Origin of the sequence: Streptomyces sp. NPDC048297 (assembly GCF_043201585.1) — a bacterium.
Lineage (GTDB): Bacteria > Actinomycetota > Actinomycetes > Streptomycetales > Streptomycetaceae > Streptomyces.
This window is the reverse complement of sequence record NZ_JBICZA010000048.1, coordinates 16771-35853: the sequence shown is the minus strand read 5'-3', so window position 1 is coordinate 35853 and position 19083 is coordinate 16771. Positions and strand designations below refer to the sequence as shown.

The 19083-nt window shown below is 70.2% G+C and carries 21 protein-coding genes and 1 pseudogene; 4 read left to right on the top strand and 18 right to left on the bottom strand.

Annotated elements, in window-relative coordinates:
- Window positions 1-75: 75 nt before the first annotated feature.
- The gene (locus tag ACGFYV_RS34305; RefSeq protein ID WP_393882439.1) at window positions 76-630 is read left to right on the top strand and encodes a peroxiredoxin; all 555 of its coding nucleotides are present in this window, start codon (window positions 76-78) and stop codon (window positions 628-630) included.
- A 3-nt stretch (window positions 631-633) separates the two neighbouring features.
- The gene (locus ACGFYV_RS34300; RefSeq protein ID WP_393882438.1) at window positions 634-1167 is read left to right on the top strand and encodes an alkyl hydroperoxide reductase; all 534 of its coding nucleotides are present in this window, start codon (window positions 634-636) and stop codon (window positions 1165-1167) included.
- 84 nt (window positions 1168-1251) lie between these two features.
- On the opposite strand, the gene ACGFYV_RS34295 is transcribed toward ACGFYV_RS34300, so the two are convergent.
- The 5 genes from ACGFYV_RS34295 to ACGFYV_RS34275 all read right to left on the bottom strand — a co-directional run bounded on the left by ACGFYV_RS34295 (window position 1252) and on the right by ACGFYV_RS34275 (window position 8259).
- Window positions 1252-2646: an AI-2E family transporter gene (locus tag ACGFYV_RS34295; RefSeq protein ID WP_393882437.1), complete on the bottom strand. Its 1395-nt coding sequence runs from the start codon at window positions 2644-2646 to the stop codon at window positions 1252-1254.
- A gap of 141 nt (window positions 2647-2787) precedes the next feature.
- Complete coding sequence (locus ACGFYV_RS34290; RefSeq protein ID WP_393882436.1) at window positions 2788-3507, bottom strand: transglycosylase SLT domain-containing protein; 720 nt, start codon at window positions 3505-3507, stop codon at window positions 2788-2790.
- A 493-nt stretch (window positions 3508-4000) separates the two neighbouring features.
- Window positions 4001-5326, bottom strand: a complete 1326-nt coding sequence (locus tag ACGFYV_RS34285) for a PhoH family protein (protein WP_393882435.1) — start codon at window positions 5324-5326, stop codon at window positions 4001-4003.
- Between the two features lie 500 nt (window positions 5327-5826).
- Complete coding sequence (locus ACGFYV_RS34280; RefSeq protein WP_393882434.1) at window positions 5827-6600, bottom strand: isoprenyl transferase; 774 nt, start codon at window positions 6598-6600, stop codon at window positions 5827-5829.
- An 873-nt stretch (window positions 6601-7473) separates the two neighbouring features.
- Entirely contained in the window at window positions 7474-8259 is a 786-nt protein-coding gene (locus ACGFYV_RS34275) for a methyltransferase domain-containing protein (protein WP_393882433.1), read from the bottom strand.
- A 52-nt stretch (window positions 8260-8311) separates the two neighbouring features.
- Here ACGFYV_RS34275 and ACGFYV_RS34270 point away from each other — a divergent pair, with 52 nt between their 5' ends.
- Window positions 8312-8827 carry a DinB family protein gene (locus ACGFYV_RS34270; RefSeq protein WP_393882432.1) on the top strand — a complete coding sequence of 172 codons (516 nt, stop codon included), beginning with the start codon at window positions 8312-8314 and terminating at the stop codon, window positions 8825-8827.
- 58 nt (window positions 8828-8885) lie between these two features.
- Here ACGFYV_RS34270 and ACGFYV_RS34265 read toward each other — a convergent pair whose 3' ends face one another.
- From ACGFYV_RS34265 to ACGFYV_RS34255, 3 genes and pseudogenes are all read right to left on the bottom strand, one after another.
- Window positions 8886-9359 carry a GNAT family N-acetyltransferase gene (locus ACGFYV_RS34265; protein ID WP_393882431.1) on the bottom strand — a complete coding sequence of 158 codons (474 nt, stop codon included), beginning with the start codon at window positions 9357-9359 and terminating at the stop codon, window positions 8886-8888.
- Between the two features lie 114 nt (window positions 9360-9473).
- Window positions 9474-9641: a hypothetical protein gene (locus ACGFYV_RS34260; protein WP_393882453.1), complete on the bottom strand. Its 168-nt coding sequence runs from the start codon at window positions 9639-9641 to the stop codon at window positions 9474-9476.
- A gap of 96 nt (window positions 9642-9737) precedes the next feature.
- Window positions 9738-10345, bottom strand: a pseudogene (locus ACGFYV_RS34255) (LLM class flavin-dependent oxidoreductase); the annotation flags it as partial.
- Between the two features lie 130 nt (window positions 10346-10475).
- Here ACGFYV_RS34255 and ACGFYV_RS34250 point away from each other — a divergent pair.
- Window positions 10476-10859, top strand: coding sequence for a DUF192 domain-containing protein (locus tag ACGFYV_RS34250; RefSeq protein WP_393882430.1), 384 nt, complete (start codon window positions 10476-10478; stop codon window positions 10857-10859).
- A gap of 81 nt (window positions 10860-10940) precedes the next feature.
- Here ACGFYV_RS34250 and ACGFYV_RS34245 read toward each other — a convergent pair whose 3' ends face one another.
- From ACGFYV_RS34245 to ACGFYV_RS34200, 10 genes are all read right to left on the bottom strand, one after another.
- Window positions 10941-11561: an OmpA family protein gene (locus tag ACGFYV_RS34245; RefSeq protein WP_393882429.1), complete on the bottom strand. Its 621-nt coding sequence runs from the start codon at window positions 11559-11561 to the stop codon at window positions 10941-10943.
- A gap of 7 nt (window positions 11562-11568) precedes the next feature.
- Complete coding sequence (locus tag ACGFYV_RS34240) at window positions 11569-12150, bottom strand: hypothetical protein (RefSeq protein ID WP_393882428.1); 582 nt, start codon at window positions 12148-12150, stop codon at window positions 11569-11571.
- A 16-nt stretch (window positions 12151-12166) separates the two neighbouring features.
- Window positions 12167-12778: a pilus assembly protein TadG-related protein gene (locus tag ACGFYV_RS34235; protein ID WP_393882452.1), complete on the bottom strand. Its 612-nt coding sequence runs from the start codon at window positions 12776-12778 to the stop codon at window positions 12167-12169.
- Window positions 12775-12972 (bottom strand): Flp family type IVb pilin, encoded by a 198-nt coding sequence (locus ACGFYV_RS34230; RefSeq protein WP_393882427.1) that lies wholly within the window; start codon window positions 12970-12972, stop codon window positions 12775-12777. Before ACGFYV_RS34230 ends, ACGFYV_RS34235 begins: the two co-directional genes overlap by 4 nt.
- Window positions 12973-13085: 113 nt before the next feature.
- On the bottom strand, window positions 13086-13814 hold the full coding sequence (locus ACGFYV_RS34225) for a response regulator (protein WP_393882426.1): 729 nt from the start codon (window positions 13812-13814) through the stop codon (window positions 13086-13088).
- A 49-nt stretch (window positions 13815-13863) separates the two neighbouring features.
- Window positions 13864-15312, bottom strand: coding sequence for a sensor histidine kinase (locus tag ACGFYV_RS34220; protein ID WP_393882451.1), 1449 nt, complete (start codon window positions 15310-15312; stop codon window positions 13864-13866).
- Between the two features lie 43 nt (window positions 15313-15355).
- Complete coding sequence (locus tag ACGFYV_RS34215; RefSeq protein WP_393882450.1) at window positions 15356-16258, bottom strand: DUF5936 domain-containing protein; 903 nt, start codon at window positions 16256-16258, stop codon at window positions 15356-15358.
- 24 nt (window positions 16259-16282) lie between these two features.
- The gene (locus tag ACGFYV_RS34210) at window positions 16283-17227 is read right to left on the bottom strand and encodes a type II secretion system F family protein (protein ID WP_393882425.1); all 945 of its coding nucleotides are present in this window, start codon (window positions 17225-17227) and stop codon (window positions 16283-16285) included.
- Between the two features lie 15 nt (window positions 17228-17242).
- Complete coding sequence (locus ACGFYV_RS34205) at window positions 17243-18580, bottom strand: CpaF family protein (RefSeq protein ID WP_393882424.1); 1338 nt, start codon at window positions 18578-18580, stop codon at window positions 17243-17245.
- A 128-nt stretch (window positions 18581-18708) separates the two neighbouring features.
- Window positions 18709-19080, bottom strand: a complete 372-nt coding sequence (locus tag ACGFYV_RS34200) for a TadE/TadG family type IV pilus assembly protein (RefSeq protein ID WP_393882423.1) — start codon at window positions 19078-19080, stop codon at window positions 18709-18711.
- Window positions 19081-19083 lie beyond the last annotated feature (3 nt).

Sequence of the window (19083 nt, the reverse complement as noted above, 5' to 3'; positions counted from 1 at the left end):
TGTGCCAGCATCAACAGCGTCCAACCCAAGGGAAGCACCCTCAAAAGGGGTTCTTCCTCGCTGCAAGGAGAGCACGTGCTCACTGTCGGTGACAAGTTCCCCGAGTTCGAACTGACCGCCTGCGTCTCGCTGGAGAAGGGCAAGGAGTTCGACACGATCAACCACAAGACCTACGAGGGTCAGTGGAAGGTCGTCTTCGCGTGGCCCAAGGACTTCACCTTCGTGTGCCCGACCGAGATCGCCGCGTTCGGCAAGCTGAACGACGAGTTCGCCGACCGCGACGCCCAGGTCCTCGGCTTCTCCGGTGACTCCGAGTTCGTCCACCACGCCTGGCGCAAGGACCACGACGACCTGCGTGACCTGCCCTTCCCGATGATGGCCGACTCCAAGCACGAGCTGATGCGCGACCTGGGCATCGAGGGCGAGGACGGCTTCGCCAAGCGCGCCGTCTTCATCGTCGACCAGAACAACGAGATCCAGTTCTCCATGGTGACCGCCGGTTCCGTCGGCCGTAACCCCAAGGAGGTCCTGCGGGTCCTGGACGCCCTGCAGACGGACGAGCTGTGCCCGTGCAACTGGAGCAAGGGCGACGAGACGCTGGACCCGGTCGCGCTGCTGGCCGGTGAGTGACCCATGTCGCTCGACTCGCTGAAGTCCCGCGTCCCGGACTACGCCAAGGACCTGAAGCTCAACCTGGGTTCGGTCATCGGCAACTCCGACCTGCCCGCGCAGCAGCTGTGGGGCACGGTGCTGGCGACCGCGATCGCCTCCCGCTCCCCGATCGTGCTGCGTGAGCTGGAGCCGGAGGCGAAGGCGAACCTCACGCCGCAGGCGTACACCGCGGCGAAGTCCGCCGCCGCGATCATGGCGATGAACAACGTCTTCTACCGCACCCGGCACCTGCTGTCCGACCACGAGTACGGCACGCTGCGCGCCGGCCTGCGGATGAACGTCATCGGCAACCCGGGCGTCGAGAAGGTCGACTTCGAGCTGTGGTCGTTCGCGGTCTCCGCGATCAACGGCTGCGGGCTGTGCCTGGACTCGCACGAGCAGGTGCTGCGCAAGGCCGGCGTCGAGCGCGACGTGATCCAGGAGGCGTTCAAGATCGCTTCCGTGGTGCAGGCCGTGGGCGTCACGCTGGAGGCAGAGGCCATCCTCGCCGAGTAGGAGTACGGCCCTGCCGAGTCGTCCGGCCGTATCGAGTCGTCCGGCCCCACCGAGCAGTCCGGCCGTGTCGTACGGGAACCCCGCTCACCCTCCGTGGGCGGGGTTCTCGGCGTTCACGGGGCCCTCGCCGAGGACCGCGTCCCCGGATCCCGTACCGTCGCGGACGGTCTCGTCCTCCGGCGCACCCGCGGGGGGCGCCACGACCGGGGCCGGCTGCCGCTGCACGCCCGCGGCGAGGAGTTGCCGCTCCAGCGAGTACTGCCGCAGATAGCCGACCACCGAGTTCGTCACCGCCACCAGCGGCACCGCGACCACCGCGCCGCCGATGCCGGCCACCAGGCCGCCGGTGGCGACGGTGAGGACCACCGCGAGCGGATGGACGCGCACCGCACGGCCGAGGATGAACGGCTGCAGGACATGCCCCTCGATCTGCTGGACCAGCAGGACCACCGCGAGGGTCATGACCGCCGTGAACACACCCTGCGTCACCAGCGCCACGATCACCGCGAGCGCACCGGAGGCGACCGCGCCGACGAGCGGGATGAACGAGAACAGGAAGATGAACACGGCCAGCGGGACGGCCATCGGCACATCCAGCAAGTAGATGCCGACACCGATGCATATGGCGTCGATCAGGGCCACCAGCACCGTGCCGCGGACGTACGCCGTCAGCGTGCCCCAGGCACGCGGTCCGGCGCCGGCCACCCCCGGGCGGGCGGCGGCGGGCACCAGCTTGAGGAACCACTGCCAGATGCGCTTGCCGTCGTAGAGCAGGAACAGCGTCGAGAAGAACACCAGCAGGATGCCGGTCAGGGCCTCGACGACGACCTGAACTCCCTCCAGGCCCGCGGACGTTATCTGGTCGGTGTTGGCGCCGATCGCCTCGCGCAGATTCTTCGCTATCTGGTTGATCTGCTTGTCGGTGACGTGGAAGGGGCTCTTCAGCAGCCAGCTGCGCAGGTCGTCGATGCCGCTCTGGATCTGGGTGGAGAGGCTGTCGATGTTCTCCATGACCTGCCAGGTCACGAACCAGCCCATCAGCCCGATGACCACGAACCCGGAGATCGCGGTGAGCGCGGTGGCCGGACCGCGCGGCACACCGTACCGGCACAGCCGGGCGACGGTCGGCTGGAGCAGCGCGGTGATCAGCAGGGCGATGACGAAGGCGAACACCACCAGTTGGACGGCGCTGATGACCCGCATCAGGACCCAGACGGTGCCGGCGAGCACCAGCAGACGCCAGCCGGCCTCGGCGGCGACGCGCACACCCCAGGGAATGGCCTGCGCGGGGTCCGGCCGGGTACCGGGCGGCGCGGGCGGCGATGCGACGGCGGCCACGGGCTCGCCGGCCAGGTCGGCGGCGACCGGCTCCGGAGGGCCGTGCTCCTTCTCGACCTCCGCACGCCGCTCGTCAAGGCGCGCGCTGACCTCGGTCAGCCCGGCACCGATCCGGCCGAGCCACCCTGGCAGTCGCGACATGATCCGTCCTCTTCCCCCGCGTCCCCGGGTGTTCGCCACCACTCCCCCCTGGAGTCGTTCGCGTACGACCGTACAGGGCGAAAGCCCCTCCCCCTAGGACGGGGAGGGGCTGCGCGAGGTTGAGTCGGCCAACCGGCGGATCTAGTACCAGTGGTTGGCCTGCCAGAACGACCACGCCTCACAGGGGCTGCCGTACCGGCTGTCCATGTAGTTGAGGCCCCACTTGATCTGGGTGGCCGGGTTGGTCTGCCAGTCGGCGCCGACGGACGACATCTTGGAGCCCGGCAGGGCCTGGAAGAGGCCGTAGGCGCCGGAGGAGGCGTTGACGGCCCGGTAGTTCCAGCTGGACTCGTGGTCCACGATGTTGCTGAAGCACTGGAACTGGCCGGAGGCCACCATCTGACGCGCCATCGCCTGGATCTGCCCGACCGAGTAGCTGCTCTGGGTGGGGAAGCTGGAGGAGTCGCGGATGCTGTCACGGCTCGCCGCGGCAGCCTTCGCCTCGGCACGCGCCTTGGCGTCCTTGACGGCCTGCTCGGCGGCGGCCTTCTTGGCGATCGCGGTCTCCGCGGCGGCCTTGCGGGCGGCTGCCTCGGCGTCCTTCTTGGCGCTCGCGTCGGCGGCGATGGCCTGCGCGTCGGCCTGCTGCGTCAGGGACGCGGTCTGGACCTGGGCCTGCTGACCCGCGGGTATGTCCGCGAGGAGCGTGGTGTCGGCTGCCGTCGCCTCGGCGTCGGGGTTGTTCTGCGCAACGCTGCCCGAGGCAACGCCGACGACGCTTCCGACGGCGGTGACCGCGGTGGCCGAGACCACTGCGAATCCCCGGACCGAAATCCGGCTCACACGATTTCCTTCCAGCATCGCCCGCTTCGGTGACCCTGGCGGACGCAATCGTGCCCCTGGCACTGGCCTCCCAACTGCGGGGTCACGGGAGGCACGGGCCCGGTGGGCAACTCCCCCGAAGGGAGCGCCGCGTGGTGCTCGGGCGGCATACGACGTCAGCTATGGAGTTTGCTGTGATGCTTGTTGTTCTATACCGCTGGGGGTACAGGTGTGTCGTATGCGGGGCCTGACAGGAGTGAGACTCTGCCGCAACTGGACGCCGCGTGGCAATTCTGCGTTGCGTGTGAAAGCTCACATCCCTTTTGTCCCTGGGGATTTCAGGAAAGCTGCACATGCCGAGGCGCCGCCCGGTTAGGCTCTTGGCCTTTACCGGACGGCGCCCAAGAAGCGCCATATCAAGGGCAGATACTACGGATGGCGCGGATACCGCGGAACCCGTAGATACCGCGGATGCCATAGATGCCGTAGATACCGCGGATGCCGTAGATACCGCAGTTTCGGCTGATGCCCGTCAGATGTGGCCGTCCTCCAGCATTTCGGTCACAAGCGCCGCGATCTGGGACCTCTCGGAGCGCGTCAGGGTGACGTGCGCGAAGAGCGGATGTCCCTTCAGTTTCTCCACGACGGCGACGACACCGTCGTAGCGACCCACGCGCAGATTGTCCCGTTGCGCCACGTCGTGCGTGAGAACCACCCGTGAATTGGCGCCGATCCGGGACAGAACGGTCAGCAGGACGTTCCGTTCCAGGGACTGCGCCTCGTCCACGATCACGAACGCGTCGTGCAGCGAGCGACCGCGGATGTGGGTGAGCGGCAGGACCTCCAGCATCCCGCGCGCGGTGACCTCCTCGATGACCTCGCGGCTGGTGACCGCGGACAGCGTGTCGAAGACCGCCTGGGCCCAAGGGCTCATCTTCTCGGCCTCGCTGCCCGGCAGATAGCCCAGTTCCTGCCCGCCGACCGCGTACAGCGGCCGGAAGACCATCACCTTCTGGTGCTGGCGGCGCTCCAGGACCGCCTCCAGGCCCGCGCACAGGGCGAGCGCCGACTTGCCGGTGCCGGCCCGGCCGCCCATGGAGACGATCCCGACGTCCGGATCGAGCAGCAGGTCCAGCGCGACGCGCTGCTCGGCGCTGCGGCCCTTGATACCGAACGCCTCCCGGTCGCCGCGCACCAGACGGACGTTCCCGTCCGCGGTGACACGGCCGAGCGCCTTGCCGCGCTCGGACTGGATGGTCAGTCCCGTGTGCACGGGGAGGTCGGAGACCTCCGGGACGTACACGTGCCCCACCTCGAAGAGGATGTCCACCTGTTCGCCGGAGAGCGCCAGTTCGGACATTCCGGTCCAGCCGGAGTTGCCCGTGATGGCGAGTTCGGCGCGGTACTCCTCGGCCAGCAGGCCGACGGAGGAGGCCTTGATTCTGAGCGGAAGATCCTTCGAGACGACGGTGACGTCGTACCCCTCGGCCTGCAGGTTGCGGGCCACCGCGAGGATGCGGGAATCGTTGTCCCCCAGGCGGTAGCCGGTGGGCAGAACGCTGGGGTCCGAGTGGTTGAGCTCGACACGGAGGGTCCCGCCGAGTTCCCCGATCGGGATGGGGGCGTCGAGGCGACCGTGCTTCACCCGGTAGTCGTCCAGCAGGCGCAGGGCCTGGCGGGCGAAGTAGCCGAGTTCAGGATGGTGCCGTTTGGCCTCCAGTTCCGTGACCACGACGACGGGGAGCACGACCTCGTGCTCGTCGAACCGGGTCAGGGCGTTCGGGTCGGCCAGCAGGACGCTGGTGTCGAGAACATAGGTGCGCCGGTCGGGCTTGTGGCGCTTTGTGCTGGTCACCACGGAAGGACGTACCCCCTCGGATGAGGTCGGGGAGCGACGAAGTGGAAGCCGGGCCGGGAGGGTCGAGGCATTGCGGCCGGTCCCTGGCCCCCGCGTAGGGCGGGCCGGACACCGGCCCTCCGCGGCTGCTTCCGTGCAGTGACCGCACGGTCGGGCTGGTGCAAAGGGCCTCCCGGGCGGACGGCCACGTGCCGCCCGCTGAGATCCGACGCCCGTGGTTCGGGCGTCGACCTGCTTGGCTTATGCCCTCGAACATGCACCGCCATGCAAAAGCAGCCATCGGCGCCCCGGTGAACTCCTGGTGACATCCGCCCCAGGAGAGCCGCACGGAACGCCCCGCCTCAGGAGTGAGCGACGGGGCGTCCGGATGGGTGACGGCATGGGCATACGACCTGGCGTACGGCGTGGGTGTACGGCGTGATGTACGGCGTGGGTGTACCGAGCGGGTGTACGGCGTGGGTGTACCGGGCGGGCGTACGGAGCGGGCGTGCGGAGTTGGTTCAGCCTCCGAAGCGGCGGTGGCGGGCCGCGTAGTCACGCAGGGCGCGCAGGAAGTCGACCTTGCGGAAGGCCGGCCAGAAGACCTCGCAGAAGTAGTACTCGGAGTGGGCCGTCTGCCAGAGCATGAACCCGGACAGCCGCTGCTCGCCGCTGGTGCGGATGACCAGGTCCGGGTCGGGCTGGTCACCGGTGTAGAGGTGACGGCCGATCATGTCGACGTCGACGGAGTCGGCGAGGTCCTCCATCGGGACACCCTTGTCCCGGGCGTCGAGGAGCATGGAGCGCACGGCGTCGGCGATCTCCTGGCGACCGCCGTACCCGATGGCCACGTTGACGAGTATGCCGTCGACGTGGGCGGTCTCCTCCTCGGCCTCCTTGAGGGTGCGCTGCATCCCGGACGGCAGCAGGTCCCGGGTGCCGACGTGGTGCACCCGCCAGCGGCCGTCGGAGGCGAGGGTACGGACGACGTCCTCGATGATGCCGAGGAGCGGGCCCAGCTCGTCCTGCGGCCGGTCGAAGTTGTCCGTGGACAGCAGCCACAGGGTGACGACCTCGACGTCGGTCTCGGAGCACCAGCCGAGGAATTCCTCGATCTTCTCGGCACCGGCGCGGTGGCCGTGCACCGTGGTGGAGCCGGCGGCCTTCGCCCAGCGGCGGTTGCCGTCCATGATGACGCCGATGTGCTTGGGCACCTGAGCGTGGTCCAGGTGGCCTTCCACCCGGCGTGCGTAGAGCCTGACGAGCAGGCCGCGCAGCTTGTCGCGCAGGTTCACGGGACCCTCCGGGGGTTGAGCGGCGGTTGAAGCGTACCCCTGCCAGGGGTGTGGCCGGGGTAGGAGTTCGGGGAGCTGTTCGGGTGTTCGTGCGGGCGCCGTGGGGACCGGCGGGGGACCGAGGGCGCGCGGTGCGGGCCGGTCGTACCCACGCGACGGAGGCCGGGCGCCGGGCGCCGCCTCGCGCCCCTTCGGGCGGGGACAGCGCCCCTTCGGATGGGGACGACCGACGGGTGCGCGGCGGTTCCGCATGATGCGCGCTTCTCGGCCCCAAGAAAAAACGGGCCGGTCCGTGGGGGGGGAGACGGACCGGCCCGAGGGGGGGTTTCCACCATAACCCTTCGTAAGTGATGGTGCGTGCACCGGCGCGGCACAACTACGCAGCGCAGTCGCCCGACGACGCCAGGGTGGGAGCGGAACGATGCATTCAGGGGCGTTTCATGGCTTGTTCACAGCGGATTCTCAGGTAATCCGGGCGGAACAGGATGCATTAAGAGGGTTTGGGCCGTCTTGGTGATCGCTCGGCGAGTTGTCCGCGCGTCCCTCTGGTGGGCGACCCGGCGGGTGAACGGTGACTTGACCGCCCCGTCACGAGAGTTCACTGAGATCACAGCACCGCGCAGCCCCCTCCACTGCGCGGTGCCGCCCGCACAGCTTTGCTGACGCGAATTACCTTGGTCTGAACTTACGTGACGGGTGGGGCGCATGTGAACCGCGGAGGATAACAATGTGGAAACTCCAGGGAAACGGCGAGTGAACACGAAATCAGTTCAATCGCATTTGCCCACATTCACCCCATTCGGCAGACAGGTGGCTTCATTCGTCAGGCGGCCGGTTCCGGGATGTCGTCAGGCGGCCGGTTTCCGGATGTCGTCAGGCGGCCGGTTTCCGGATGTCGAAGAGATGCCGGGTGCTGTGCGCCACGAAAGCGCCCTCCTTCTCGATCCGCTCGTGCAGATCGCGCAGTTGGGGCTCGTACGCCTCGACGGTGAAGCCGGGGACCATCCAGATCACCTTGCGCAGGAAGTGGACGACGGCGGCGATGTCGTGGAACTCCATCCGCAGCCGCTCCGCCCGCAGGTCCACGACCTCAAGGCCGACCGCCTCCGCCCCGGCGCGCTCACGGTCGGGGTGCCGGACGGTGCGCCGTTCGTCCGTCTGGGGGCCGACGAACCGCTCGACCAGCTCGTACGCGCTGCTCGGCCCCACGTGCTGGGCGAAGTACGTGCCGCCCGGCCCCAGCACCCGCGCGATCTCCGTCCAGTGCGCGCTCACCGGGTGCCGGCTGAGCACCAGGTCGAAGGCCTCGTCCGCGAAGGGCAGCGGCGCGTCGTCCGGAGCCGCGACGACCACGACGGCGCGGGGCCGCAGCAGCGCGGTGGCCTTGGCCACGTTCGGCGGCCAGCCCTCGGTGGCGGCGAGCAGCGGCGGGCGGGACGGGGCGGCCGTGGCCAGCGCGAAGTCGAACACCTCACCGCCCCCGGTCTGGATGTCGAGCGCGGCCTCGGCACGGGCCAGCCGCTCCCCCGCCGACCGGGCGTACCCCCATGAGGGCCGCTCCTCGGTGGCCCGCCCCTCGAACCACGAGAAGTCCCACCCCTCGGTGGGCACGGCGGCCCCCTCGGCCACCAGGTCCTCGAACGTGCGCTCATCGGCCATGCGCACCATGGTTCCAGGACGTTGTCAGCGGCTCCTGCTAATTTCCGCGGCCATGACGAACCCCGAGGCCGGCGGCACCGCCGACGCCGAGAAGGACATCCTGCACGCGAGCCTGAACCGCCACCGGGACGCCGTGCTGTGGAAGCTGAACGGACTGGACGACGAACAACTGCGCCGGCCGCTGACCCCGACCGGGACGAGCCTGCTCGGCCTGGTGAAGCACCTCGCCTCGGTCGAGTACGGCTGGTTCGTCCAGACCTTCGGCCGCGAACCGGAACCGCTGTGGTTCGACCCGTACGAGGGCGAGGACATGTCCGTCACCGTCGACGAGACGACCGAGCAGATCATCGCCTTCTACGGCCGTGCCCGCGCAGCCGCGGACCGCACGATCAGCGAGCTGCCCCTGGACGCGAGCGGTCGCCCCGCGTGGCGGGAGAACACGGTGTCCCTGCGCTGGACCCTGGTCCACATGCTCACGGAGACCGCGCGGCACGCCGGCCATATGGACATCGTGCGCGAACTGATCGACGGCGCGACGGGCGATCCGCCGCCCACGGTCGCCGGCTGAGGGCCGGTCACCTGGAACCCTCCCGTGCCCGGGGGCTCTCCTGCGCCCGGGAATCCTCCTATGCCGCGGAGCTCTCCTGGGGGAGCATCAGCAGCACGTGCCCGTCCTCGTCCAGGCCGAGGCGCTCGAAGCCGTGTCTCTCCAGCAGGGCGACGGACGCGGCGTTCCCGGCGTGCGGGTCGGCGTACAGGGGGCGGACCGGATCCAGCTCCAGGAAGAGGCCCAGGGCCCGGGTGCCGACGCCCCGGCCCCAGTACGCGCGCCCCAGCCAGTACCCGACGAACCGCCGCCCGTCCTCCGCCGTCCACGACCCGACGTTCCCGGCCACGGCCCCGTCCACGGTGACCGTCCGCGACAGACAGTCGGGGTCGGGCAGCACCCGCTCCCGCCAGTGCGAGAGGAAGGCCGCCTTCGGCCGGGGGGTGAACTTCGACCGGCGGACGGCTTCCTCGTCCTGTTCGTAGGCGTGGAGGACGAGAAGGTCGTCCTCCACCACGTCCCGCAGACTCACATCACTGGGTGTTCGGGTCATACGGGGAGTGTGGCATCCGCCACTGACAACGCCCCGGCGCCGGACCCTGCGCCCGGACCCGGCCCACGGCACGGCGGGCGCTGCCGCACTGCGGGCGCTGCGGCACGGCGGGTGCTACGGCACCAGGGGCCGGACCTCCTCGGCGGCGAAGCGCACGAAGCCCTCCATGTCGGGCTCGTCCGCGGTCGGCTGGAGGACGACCGTGTCGGCGCCCGCGTCGGCCATCCGCCGCACCGCGTCCGCCACGGCGCCCGCGTCCCCCGCGACACCGAGGCCGGACACCGACTCCAGCCCCTCGGCGACGAGTTCGGCCCGCAGCCGGACAGCCGCGTCGGGTCCCGTGGCGGCCAGGAGATAGACGACGACCCGGTGCGGCTCGCTCCGCCCCGCCTCCGCCCGCGCCTCCTCGATGATCCGGCGGGCCTGCCGTACGCCGTCCGGCGGGGTGGCGGCGGTCAGCAGGGTGCCGTCGGCGCGGGCACCGGAGAGGGCGAGGGTACGGGGGCCCGTGGCGCCGGCGAGGACCGGCAGCGGGGCGGCCGGGGCCGGTCGAGGCCGACGTCGTCGAGGGTGACGTACCGGCCGCGCACGCTGAGCCGCTCACCGCGCAACAGGGCGCGCAGCGCGTCGAGATACTCACCGAGCAGGGTCAGCGGCGAGGCGGCCCGTACGCCGACCTGTCCCATCCAGTCCTGGACGCCGTGCCCGACGGTCAGCACGGCCCGCCCGGGGAACATCCGCTCCAGCGCGGCGGCCTCCATCGCGGCGACGGCGACATTCCTGAGCGGCACGGGCAGCAGCCCGATCCCGACCCGCACCCGCTCGGTCCAGGCGAGCGCGGCTGCGGCCGTCGACACCCCGCCCTCCAGGAAACAGTCCTCCCACAACCACAACTCCTCCAGCCCCACCGCGTCCGCGACCCTGGCGACGGCACGAAGCCGCTCGGGAGGAAGCTGCGGACGGAAGACGACACCGAGTCCAGTCATGGGGCCTTCCTAGTGCGCCGGGAGGGGTGGGACAACACGCTGACGTTTACGTGGGTGCGTGTCGGGACACTGCGAAGGCTGGGGCGGAGTGGAAGTCCGGGGCGGGAACGGAAGTCTGGGGGCGTCGGGGATGACTCGGTGGCGGGACGGGCGCGGAAGGCTGATGGTCCGCCATGCCGGCGAGGGGGCGCAGGAGGCGCAGGACGTCGCGGTGGTCCCCCTGGAGATCGCGGCGTCGTATCGGGCGCGTACCAAGGGGCTGTTGGGCCGTGACGGGATCGACGGAGCGATGCTCCTCTCCCCCGCGAACAGCGTGCACACCTTCCGTATGCGTATCCCCATCGACGTCGCGTACCTCGACCGCCGCCTCACCGTGATCGCCGTCCGCACGATGAGGCCGGGCCGCCTCGGCCTGCCCCGGATCCGCGCCCGCCATGTGCTGGAGGCGGAGGCCGGTGCGATGGCGGGGTGGGGGCTGGTCGCGGGGGCGCGGGTCGTGGTGGAAGGGTCGTAGGGGCTGGGTTGTAGAGGCTGGGTCGTAGGGGCTGGGTCGTAGGGGCTGGGTTGTCCGGCTGGTGGGTGTTGGGTTGCCGGCTCACTGCCCGGTGCGCGGGAAGGTGACCTCGACCCGGCGGTTCTTCTTCCGGCCCGCTTCCGTGGAGTTGTCGGCGATCGGGTACTGCTCGCCGTAGCCGCGTACCTCGAAGGTGATGTCCGGGTCGTTCAGGTCCTGGTCGAGGACGGCCTGTACGGCGTTGGCGCGTTGCTTGGAGAGGATGTCGCCGTGGGCCGAGGTGCCGAGGTCGTCGGTGAAGCCGAAGACGCGGATCTGGGTCGCGTGCTGCTTCCTGATCTCCTCGGCGATCGTCGCGATACGGGCCTTCGCGGCTCCGCCGAGCTTGGCGCTGTCCTTCCCGAAGAGGACCTCTGCCTGCAGGGCGAACGTCACGTCCGCGTTCGTGTCCTCCCTGCGCTCGTCCCCGCTCTGGTCCTCCACGACCGACTTGATGTCCAGCACCTTCGGCCCGGCGAGCGTCGCCCCCTCGGGAAGCTTCAGGTCGGGATCGGTGGGGTCGATCTTCACGGGGGCGGCGGCGGAGGGGGCAGTGCCGGGACCGGGAGGGGCGGTGGGGGCGGCGTGGGCGAGGGTCGGGTGCGTGGTGGCGAGGAGGGCGGCGGCGGCCACGGCGAGAGGGAGGCGACGTGTGGTGGTCACGGCGCCCTCACCCGGAGATCGTGATGTCGGCCGATGCGAACATCGGCATCTGGAAGGACACCGCGGACGTGTCGGCGGGCGGGGCGGGGAACTGCATGAACACGGGGATGGACTCCCCCGACTTGATCGTCGAGATCCCTGTTGTCGTAAGAGGGCGGCCGTCGGTGTCGCGGAGGACGTAGTACCGCTTCTTACCCTTGGGATCCACCAGGGTGGCTCCGCCGAGCGAGTGGCCGTTCCTGATGATCTCGGTCTCGTTGCCGCTCAGCTGGGCGGGAATGGTGAGGATGTTGCCACCGTCGTTCTTCAAGGTGCCGTTGACCGTGACGAACCCACCGGAGTCCCGATCTGCGGAGGTGATCTGCAACAGCAGCCCGTTGGGTCCCTTCAACTCGGCCTGCGGTTCCTGCGACTGGCCTTCGTCAGCGCTTGGCGCGGACCCACCCGCACTGGATGCGGCAGCCGACTCCTTCGGATTCTTGCCGTCGTCGCCACCGCCGCCGCAGCCGGCCGCGCCGACGCCCAGGCACGCCGCAACGGTCAATGCGACCATCCCCCTGCGGGCCTTCGCAGTGAACCGCATGCTCATCGCTCCGCTTCCTTCATCATTGGTGGTTCGCTTCTCCATCGGCCAGATGGACATCGAAGAGGTCGCCCGGTCCGGGAAGACTGCCCTCGTCGTCCGGGTTCGGGTCCCACGTCTTGTCGTCCCTGCATCTGAGCTGGGGCAGCGCGTCGCTTTTCGCGCCCTCACCCGTACTCTCGAACGTGCAGAGCGGTTCGATCACCGCGCTCGCGGACTCGGTCGACCTGATGTTTTCCGTTCCGGGTACGACCGAGTCCCCGACCGCCCTCTTGGTCCGGACCTCGACGGTGTACCTGAGCAGCCCCGGCACACAGGATGTCAACGTGGCGTCGTTCTGAGCGGCAAGTTGCCCCGCTCGCCAGCACGCGTTGTCCGCACCCTTCCCGTGGAAGACGTCCTGCCACTTGGTGGGGTCGCCCAGATCGTCCAGCCACATGCCGGCGAGTTGGTCCCGTGTCTTCTGAGCGGCCGCGAGCGCGGCCGCGTCCGCCGCCGTCTGGGCACCACTCCGGTTGACCGCCGCCTGGCCGACTGCGAGATAGGCAAGCGCAAGAAGGAGCAGGCCCGCCACCACCGTGATGTAGATGGGGAAGGCCTGCCCTGCGTCGTGGTGTCTACGGGGCCGATTCAGCTGCTGGTGACTTCGGTGATCTTGTCGACGATCGCGTTGTAGATCGTCTGCCCGATGTCCGTTCCGGTGATCGCCAGCACGATCGCCACGACGACCGCGATGATGCCGAGGTACTCCACCGCGGTCTGCCCCCTGTCGTTCCGGGCAGCGCGAGCCTGCAGGTACGCGACAGTGGTGTTGAACCATTTGCTCACGGCTTCGCCCTCCAGCTTCGCCTCCGATCCGCCCAACGTACGGCGACCGGCCGGGGCTTCCGGAGGGTCCCAGGACCCAACCCCAGGCCCAATCGTTCCCCCGGATCCCCACTTCAAGCCACCCCCAGCCACTTCGCCGCCGCCTGTGCCCTGTTGGTGCTGTGGAGTTTGGCGAAGATGCGGTTGATGTGGTTCTTGACGGTCTTCTCGCTGATGAAGCACAGGGCGGCGATCTGCTGGTTGGTCATGCCGGACGCGATGAGGTCCATGATCTCCGCCTCCCTGGCGCTGAGTTGGAACCGCGACCGGAACGACTGTCCCACAGGTGATTGCATGTGCGAAAGGGTTTTGGCATTAACGTGGTTGACCGGTAAGGGTTGTTCCGGTTCTGTGTGTGCAGATGCACTCTCGCGCAGCTCCGTCAGCAACGCCTTCGCCGCGCCCGGCGTCACATGCGGTCGCCCCTCGCTGACATCCCGTACGGCCCTCACCAACTGCTCGGTCGTGAACTCGCCGTGCACCAGGTATCCCCCCGCCCCCAGCCGCAGCGCCTCCCGCACGGTCTCCGTCTCGTGGCTGTAGGTCAGCATCATGACCGGGGCCAGCCCGACGAGGTGCGGCAATGCGGAGATTCCGTCGACGCCGGGCATGCGGACGTCGAGGAGGATGACGTCGGGGCGGTGCTCAAGTGCCGCCTCGTAGGCCTCGCGGCCGTCCGTCGCCTCCGCCACGACCGTCGTGTCCTCGCGGTCGGAGAGGAGGGCGGTGAGGCCCGCGCGGACGACGGGGTTGTCGTCGGCGATCACGAGGCGCAGCGGGGCGTGAGGGGTGGGGGGTTGCATCGGTTGCTGCCTCCTTTCGGGTCGGAGCGGGTGGGTCGGAGCAGGCGGGTCACAGCAGGGCACTCAGGGGAAGATCCACCCGGACCTCCGTGCCGGGGGTGTGGTCGTCTCGGCCGATGTGGATGCGGGCTCCGGCCGAGGCGGCGCGTTCGACCATGCCGAGCAGGCCGAAGTGGCCGGTGTGGCGCAGGTCTTCGAGGGTGGTGCCGGGGGGCAGGCCCTGGCCGTCGTCGTGGATCGTCAGGCGGAGCCGGTCGCCGTCGATGCCGGCGGTCACCTCGACCTGGGTCGCCCGCGCGTGTCGGTGGGCGTTGTCCAGGGCCTCGGTGGTGATGGCGAGGAGGTGGCGGGCGAGGGGTGGGGGCACGGGCGGGAGGGTGGTCGTGCCGGTGGGGTGGTAGGTGGCCCGTAAGCCCGTGCGGGTGGTGAAGTCGGCGATACGGGCTGCCAGTTCCGTCCAGAAGTCGCGGCCGGAGGCGTCGGCGGTGGTGTCGCCGCGCAGGTCTGCCAGGAGTTCCCTGGACTCGGCCGCGGCTCTGCGCGCCGAGCGGGACACGAGTTCCGCTTGGCGGCGGACGCGGGCCGGGTCGGGGGGCTCGGAGGAAGCGGTCGTCGCGAGGCCGTCGGCCGCCAGGGCGACTCCGTGCAGGGTCTTGGCCACCGAGTCGTGCAACTCCCGTGCCAGCCGGGCCCGTTCCCCGTTCACCGCCTCCGTCGCCGCCAGGCGGGCCCGGACCTCCGTGAGCGCCTCGGTCGCGGCCCCGAAACGGAGCATCAGGTTGCGCAGGGTGGAGCCCATCGCGCCGGTGATGACGCACAGGCCGGGCAGGATCAGTGACTCGGCGAGGCCGGTGTGACGGTCGGCCTTCAGGGTGGCGTGGACGAGCAGGAGTATCAGCGACTGCAGGGACGCGAAGCAGGCCGCGCCGCGCCAGCTGTAGAGGAGGCCGGCGAGGAGAGGGGTGCAGACGGAGACGTAGGCGAGGGTGGTGTCCGGGCCCGCCGAGATGAGGAGGAGGGAGCCGAGGAGGGTGTCGGCGGCGAGGAGGGAGGGGTGGCGCAGGAGGAGCGGGCCGAAGCGTTCCCAGTCGCGGAAGAGGACGTACGAGACCATGAAGGTGATGACCAGGGCGGCGCCGACGAGGCGGGCGCTCAGGCCGGGGGCGGCGTTGAGGAGGGCGGAGGGGGCGGCGAGGGCGAGCATGGCGAGGCGGAAGCCGAAAGCCTGCCGGCACAGGGCTTGGAGGGCTCGGAGCTGGAGTTTTTCTGGCGCGGGGTCCCCTGCGGGTGCGGGTTCCCGTGCGCGTGCGGGGTCCTGTGCGCGTGCGGGGTCCCGTGCGGGTGTGTTGGGGGGCATCCGGCCTTCGGCCGGATTTGTGATCCCACCCGCACCATCCGTGCGGGTTTCGTCGTCCGGTGCCGGTGGCCCCTGTGGGGTGGTCTCGCCGTCGGCGGCCGACCGTCCGCGCCAGGGCCAGGGCCCACGCCGCCAACCCATCACCTCCCCCGTCCCGTCCCCCATCCCCGCCACCCCGCCCCGCCTACTTCCCCGTGAGTGAGGTGAAGTTGACGCCGGAGCCCAGGATCAGGCCGGCGCCCAGGAGCAGCATCGTGGCCGGGACCATGAAGGTAGTGATCATCAGGGTGGCCTTGGGGACGGCGCGGGCGGCCTTGCGGCGGGCGTTCTGGGCGTCGGTGCGGCGCATGTCCTTGGCGAGGGAGACGAGGGTGTCGACGATCGGGGCGCCCAGTTCCTCCCCCTGTTGCAGGGCCGTCACGAACATGGCGACCTGTTCGGAGTCGTTGCGGTGCCGTAGTTCCGCGAAGGCCTGGCGGCGGCTCATGCCCAGGTCCATCTGGCGCAGGGTGATGCGCAGTTCGTCGGCCCAGGGGCCCTCGTAGCGGGAGGACACCCGGTCCAGGGCCTGACGGAAGCCGAGGCCCGCGCTGACCACCACCGCCAGCACGTCGAGGAAGTCGGGCAGGGTCCGTTCGATGACGTCCTTGCGGACGCGGATCGCCGACCAGATGCCGACCTCGGTCCACAAGGCGCCGAAGAGCAGCAGGAGCAGGGCGACGAACCACTGGCCGCGCAGCAGGAACACCAGGAAGCCGATGCCGCCGAGGGCGCCGTAGACGGCGCGGCGGGCGGCGTAGCGGTCGATGGTCAGGCCGCCGGGGTTGCCCGCGAGGTCGATCCTGCGGCGGTACTTGGCGACGAGGCGGGGGCCCATCAGGCGCAGCACCGCGGGGGCGTAGCGCATGCCCAGCCGGTCGATCAGGGAGTTCGCGGCGCCGGTGCGGGTGGCGCCGACCTCCAGGGCGATGGCGAGGTCGGCGGGGAGTTTCGCGTCCGCGCGGTACATCCGGATGCCGGCGAAGACACCCCAGACGCCCAGGGCCATCAGCAGCGCGAGCAGCACAGCGGTCATCTGTTCGGGCATGTGGTCAGTCATCCGGGCGGCCCCTCACACGTCGATCCGGCTCATCCGGCGGATGAGCACGAAGCCGACGGCGTACAGGGCGAACGCGATGATCACGCAGGCCTGGCCGATCGGTGAGCCGGTCATGCGGTCCAGGGCGCCGTCCTTGACGCCGTTCATGAGGAAGAGGGCGCCGACGCCGAGGACGGGGACGGCGTACGACGTCATGGTCACCTGGGAGAGCTGGGTGCGGATCTCCCGTCGGGTCTCCTTGCGTTCCTCCAGGGTCTCGGTCAGGTTGCGCAGGGCCGAGACCACCTGGCCGCCGGCACGGTTGGAGAGCACCAAGGTCGTGACGAGGACGACGAGTTCGCGCGAGGGCAGCCGCTCGGCGAGTTCACCGAGGGCGTCCTCCATGGACTGGCCGATGGTCAACTGATCGGCGACCTTCGCGAGTTCCTCGCCGGCCGGAGCTTCCATCTCCTCCGCGGCCATGCCGATGGCGGTGCGCAGGGCGAGGCCGGCCTGGGTGGCGTTGGCCAGGATGCGGGCAAGTTCGGGGAGTTGGCCGATGAAACGCTCGATGCGTTTCTGCCGTTGCCAGTTGAGGAACTGGACGGCCGCCCAGATGCCGAGGAGGCCGGCGATCGGGCCGAAGAAGGGGGCGAGGGTGGCCTGACCGACGATCCAGAGGGCGGCGACCACGGCGAGCATGGCGGCGAAGAACTCGCCCGGAGTGACGTCCAGGCCCGTGGCCGCCAGCCTCAGTTCGAGTCCCCGGCCGAGTGCCGTACGGCGCAGCCGGCGGTCCAGGGTGCGGAAGCGGCGACGGCGGCCGGTGCCGGGCGCGGGCCCGGTGTGCGAGAGCCGGTCGATGAGGGCCGCGCGACGGGCGCGGCCGGAGGCGTAGACGTACAGGCCGACCACGGCCAGGGCGCAGGTCAGCAGCGCGATGCCGAGGGTGAGCCGGACGAGCGTGTGGAGTTCCATGGTCGTTGGTCCGTCCTACCTGGCTTCTCGGGTGGCGAGCTGGTCCGCGGAGTGGGCGACGCCGAAGGCCTGCGGGAGGGGCTGGCTCGCCATGTAGAGGCGGTCGGCGGTGCGGCGCGGCAGGGGGAAGTGCGCGAAGGCGCCGTGCACGCGGCCGTCGGAGGTCATGGGCTCGGCGGCGAACCGGGCCACGGTCGCCAGCCGGTACGGCTCCCCGCCGTGGCTGTCGAGCAGTGCGATCTCGGTGATGCGGCGGGCGCCGTCGGCGAACCGGGTGAGCTGGACGAGGACGTCGACAGCGCTGTTGATCTGGTCGTGCAGGGCGACGAAGGGCACCTCGACGTCGGACATGGAGGCGAGGGTCTGCAGGCGGGTGAGGGCGTCCTCGGCGCTGTTGGCGTGGACGGTGGCGAGGGAGCCGTCGTGGCCGGTGGACATGGCCTGGAGCATGTCGAGGGACTCGCCGCCGCGGACCTCGCCGACGACGATCCGGTCCGGGCGCATGCGCAGCGAGTTGCGGACGAGGTCGCGGATGGTGACCTGCCCCTTGCCCTCGACGTTCGGCGGCCGGGCCTCCAGGCGGACCACGTGGCTCTGCTGGAGCTGGAGTTCGGCGGAGTCCTCGATGGTGATGATCCGCTCGTGCGCGGGGATCAGTCCGGAGAGGGCGTTGAGCAGGGTCGTCTTGCCGGTGCCGGTGGCGCCCGAGACGATGATGTTGAACTTCGCCTGCACCAGGCCCGCCAGCAGGAACAGCATGTGCTCGTCCAGCGAGCCGAAGCCGATCAGTTCCTGGAGGGTGAAGGAGCGCGGGAAGCGGCGGATGGTGAGGGTGGGGCCGGTCAGGGACAGCGGCGGGATGATGACGTTGACGCGCTCACCGGAGGGGAGGCGGGCGTCCACCATGGGGTTGGACTCGTCCACCCGGCGGTTGACCGTCGACACGATCCGTTCGATGGTCTGCATCAGCTGGTCCGCCGACGCGAACCGGAGGGGCAACTGCTCGACCCGGCCGCCTCGTTCGACGAAGATCGCGTCGGGTCCGTTCACCATGATCTCGGTGATCGACGCGTCCTCCAGCAGCGGTTCCAGGATGCCGAGCCCCAGTGCCTCGTCCACGACCCGGCGGATGAGCTGGGCGCGCTCGGCGGTCGACAGCACCGGGCCCTCGCGGCTGATGATGTGCCCGAGCACCCGTTCGAGCCGGGAGCGGCGCTCGGCGGCGGCCAGCGAGCTCATCTCCGCGAGGTCGATCTCCTCCAGCAGCTTGGCCCGGTAGGCGGTGACCAGGTGCCCGTCCTCGCCCCGGCTGCCGTGCTCCTCCGGAGTGCTGATGCGTGCGCGCAGGCTCATGGGTTCGGTCCTCGTCGGTCAGTGGTCGAGGGCGGCGTGGTGGCGGTCGTCCGGGTCGTCCGGGTCATCCGGTTCATCCGGGTCGCCCAAGTCGGGTTCGCAGGCGGCATGGTGGCGGTCGTCCCCGGTCAGTGGTCGAGGGGCATGGTGGCGGTCTTCTCGGCGGGGTCGAAGTGCCAGCCGGGGACGATCGAGGGGATGGAGACGCGGGCGGTGACGGTGACCGAGCCGGCGCCCGGCGCGGACGCGCAGTTCACCGTCAGGCCCCCGCTGACGGCTTGCGCGCACGCCTCCTGGGCGGACTGCTCCAGTGACGCGGCCCGCGCCCCGGCCCTGGCCGCCGTACCGGCCTGTTCGGCCGCGTACGCGACGGCCCCGATCTGGAACCCGGCCAGCCCGACGAGCAGCAGGACGGGCACGAAGCCGAGGTACTCGATGGCGACTTGACCCGCGTCGCGGCGACGGCGGCGGCGGTACGGCACGGACGGCGTGGCCCGCATGGA

Bases quoted from the DNA above. Each gene is read 5' to 3' on its own strand.
- ACGFYV_RS34275 (WP_393882433.1), bottom strand. From the start codon at position 8,259: ATGGCCGATGAGCGCACGTTCGAGGACCTGGTGGCCGAGGGGGCCGCC.
- ACGFYV_RS34225 (WP_393882426.1), bottom strand. From the start codon at position 13,814: ATGCAACCCCCCACCCCTCACGCCCCGCTGCGCCTCGTGATCGCCGAC.
- ACGFYV_RS34265 (WP_393882431.1), bottom strand. From the start codon at position 9,359: ATGACCCGAACACCCAGTGATGTGAGTCTGCGGGACGTGGTGGAGGAC.
- ACGFYV_RS34210 (WP_393882425.1), bottom strand. From the start codon at position 17,227: ATGGAACTCCACACGCTCGTCCGGCTCACCCTCGGCATCGCGCTGCTG.
- ACGFYV_RS34215 (WP_393882450.1), bottom strand. From the start codon at position 16,258: ATGCCCGAACAGATGACCGCTGTGCTGCTCGCGCTGCTGATGGCCCTG.
- ACGFYV_RS34220 (WP_393882451.1), bottom strand. From the start codon at position 15,312: ATGGGTTGGCGGCGTGGGCCCTGGCCCTGGCGCGGACGGTCGGCCGCC.
- ACGFYV_RS34300 (WP_393882438.1), top strand. From the start codon at position 634: ATGTCGCTCGACTCGCTGAAGTCCCGCGTCCCGGACTACGCCAAGGAC.
- ACGFYV_RS34200 (WP_393882423.1), bottom strand. From the start codon at position 19,080: ATGCGGGCCACGCCGTCCGTGCCGTACCGCCGCCGCCGTCGCCGCGAC.
- ACGFYV_RS34270 (WP_393882432.1), top strand. From the start codon at position 8,312: ATGACGAACCCCGAGGCCGGCGGCACCGCCGACGCCGAGAAGGACATC.
- ACGFYV_RS34250 (WP_393882430.1), top strand. From the start codon at position 10,476: ATGACTCGGTGGCGGGACGGGCGCGGAAGGCTGATGGTCCGCCATGCC.
- ACGFYV_RS34205 (WP_393882424.1), bottom strand. From the start codon at position 18,580: ATGAGCCTGCGCGCACGCATCAGCACTCCGGAGGAGCACGGCAGCCGG.
- ACGFYV_RS34290 (WP_393882436.1), bottom strand. From the start codon at position 3,507: ATGCTGGAAGGAAATCGTGTGAGCCGGATTTCGGTCCGGGGATTCGCA.
- ACGFYV_RS34240 (WP_393882428.1), bottom strand. From the start codon at position 12,150: ATGAGCATGCGGTTCACTGCGAAGGCCCGCAGGGGGATGGTCGCATTG.
- ACGFYV_RS34295 (WP_393882437.1), bottom strand. From the start codon at position 2,646: ATGTCGCGACTGCCAGGGTGGCTCGGCCGGATCGGTGCCGGGCTGACC.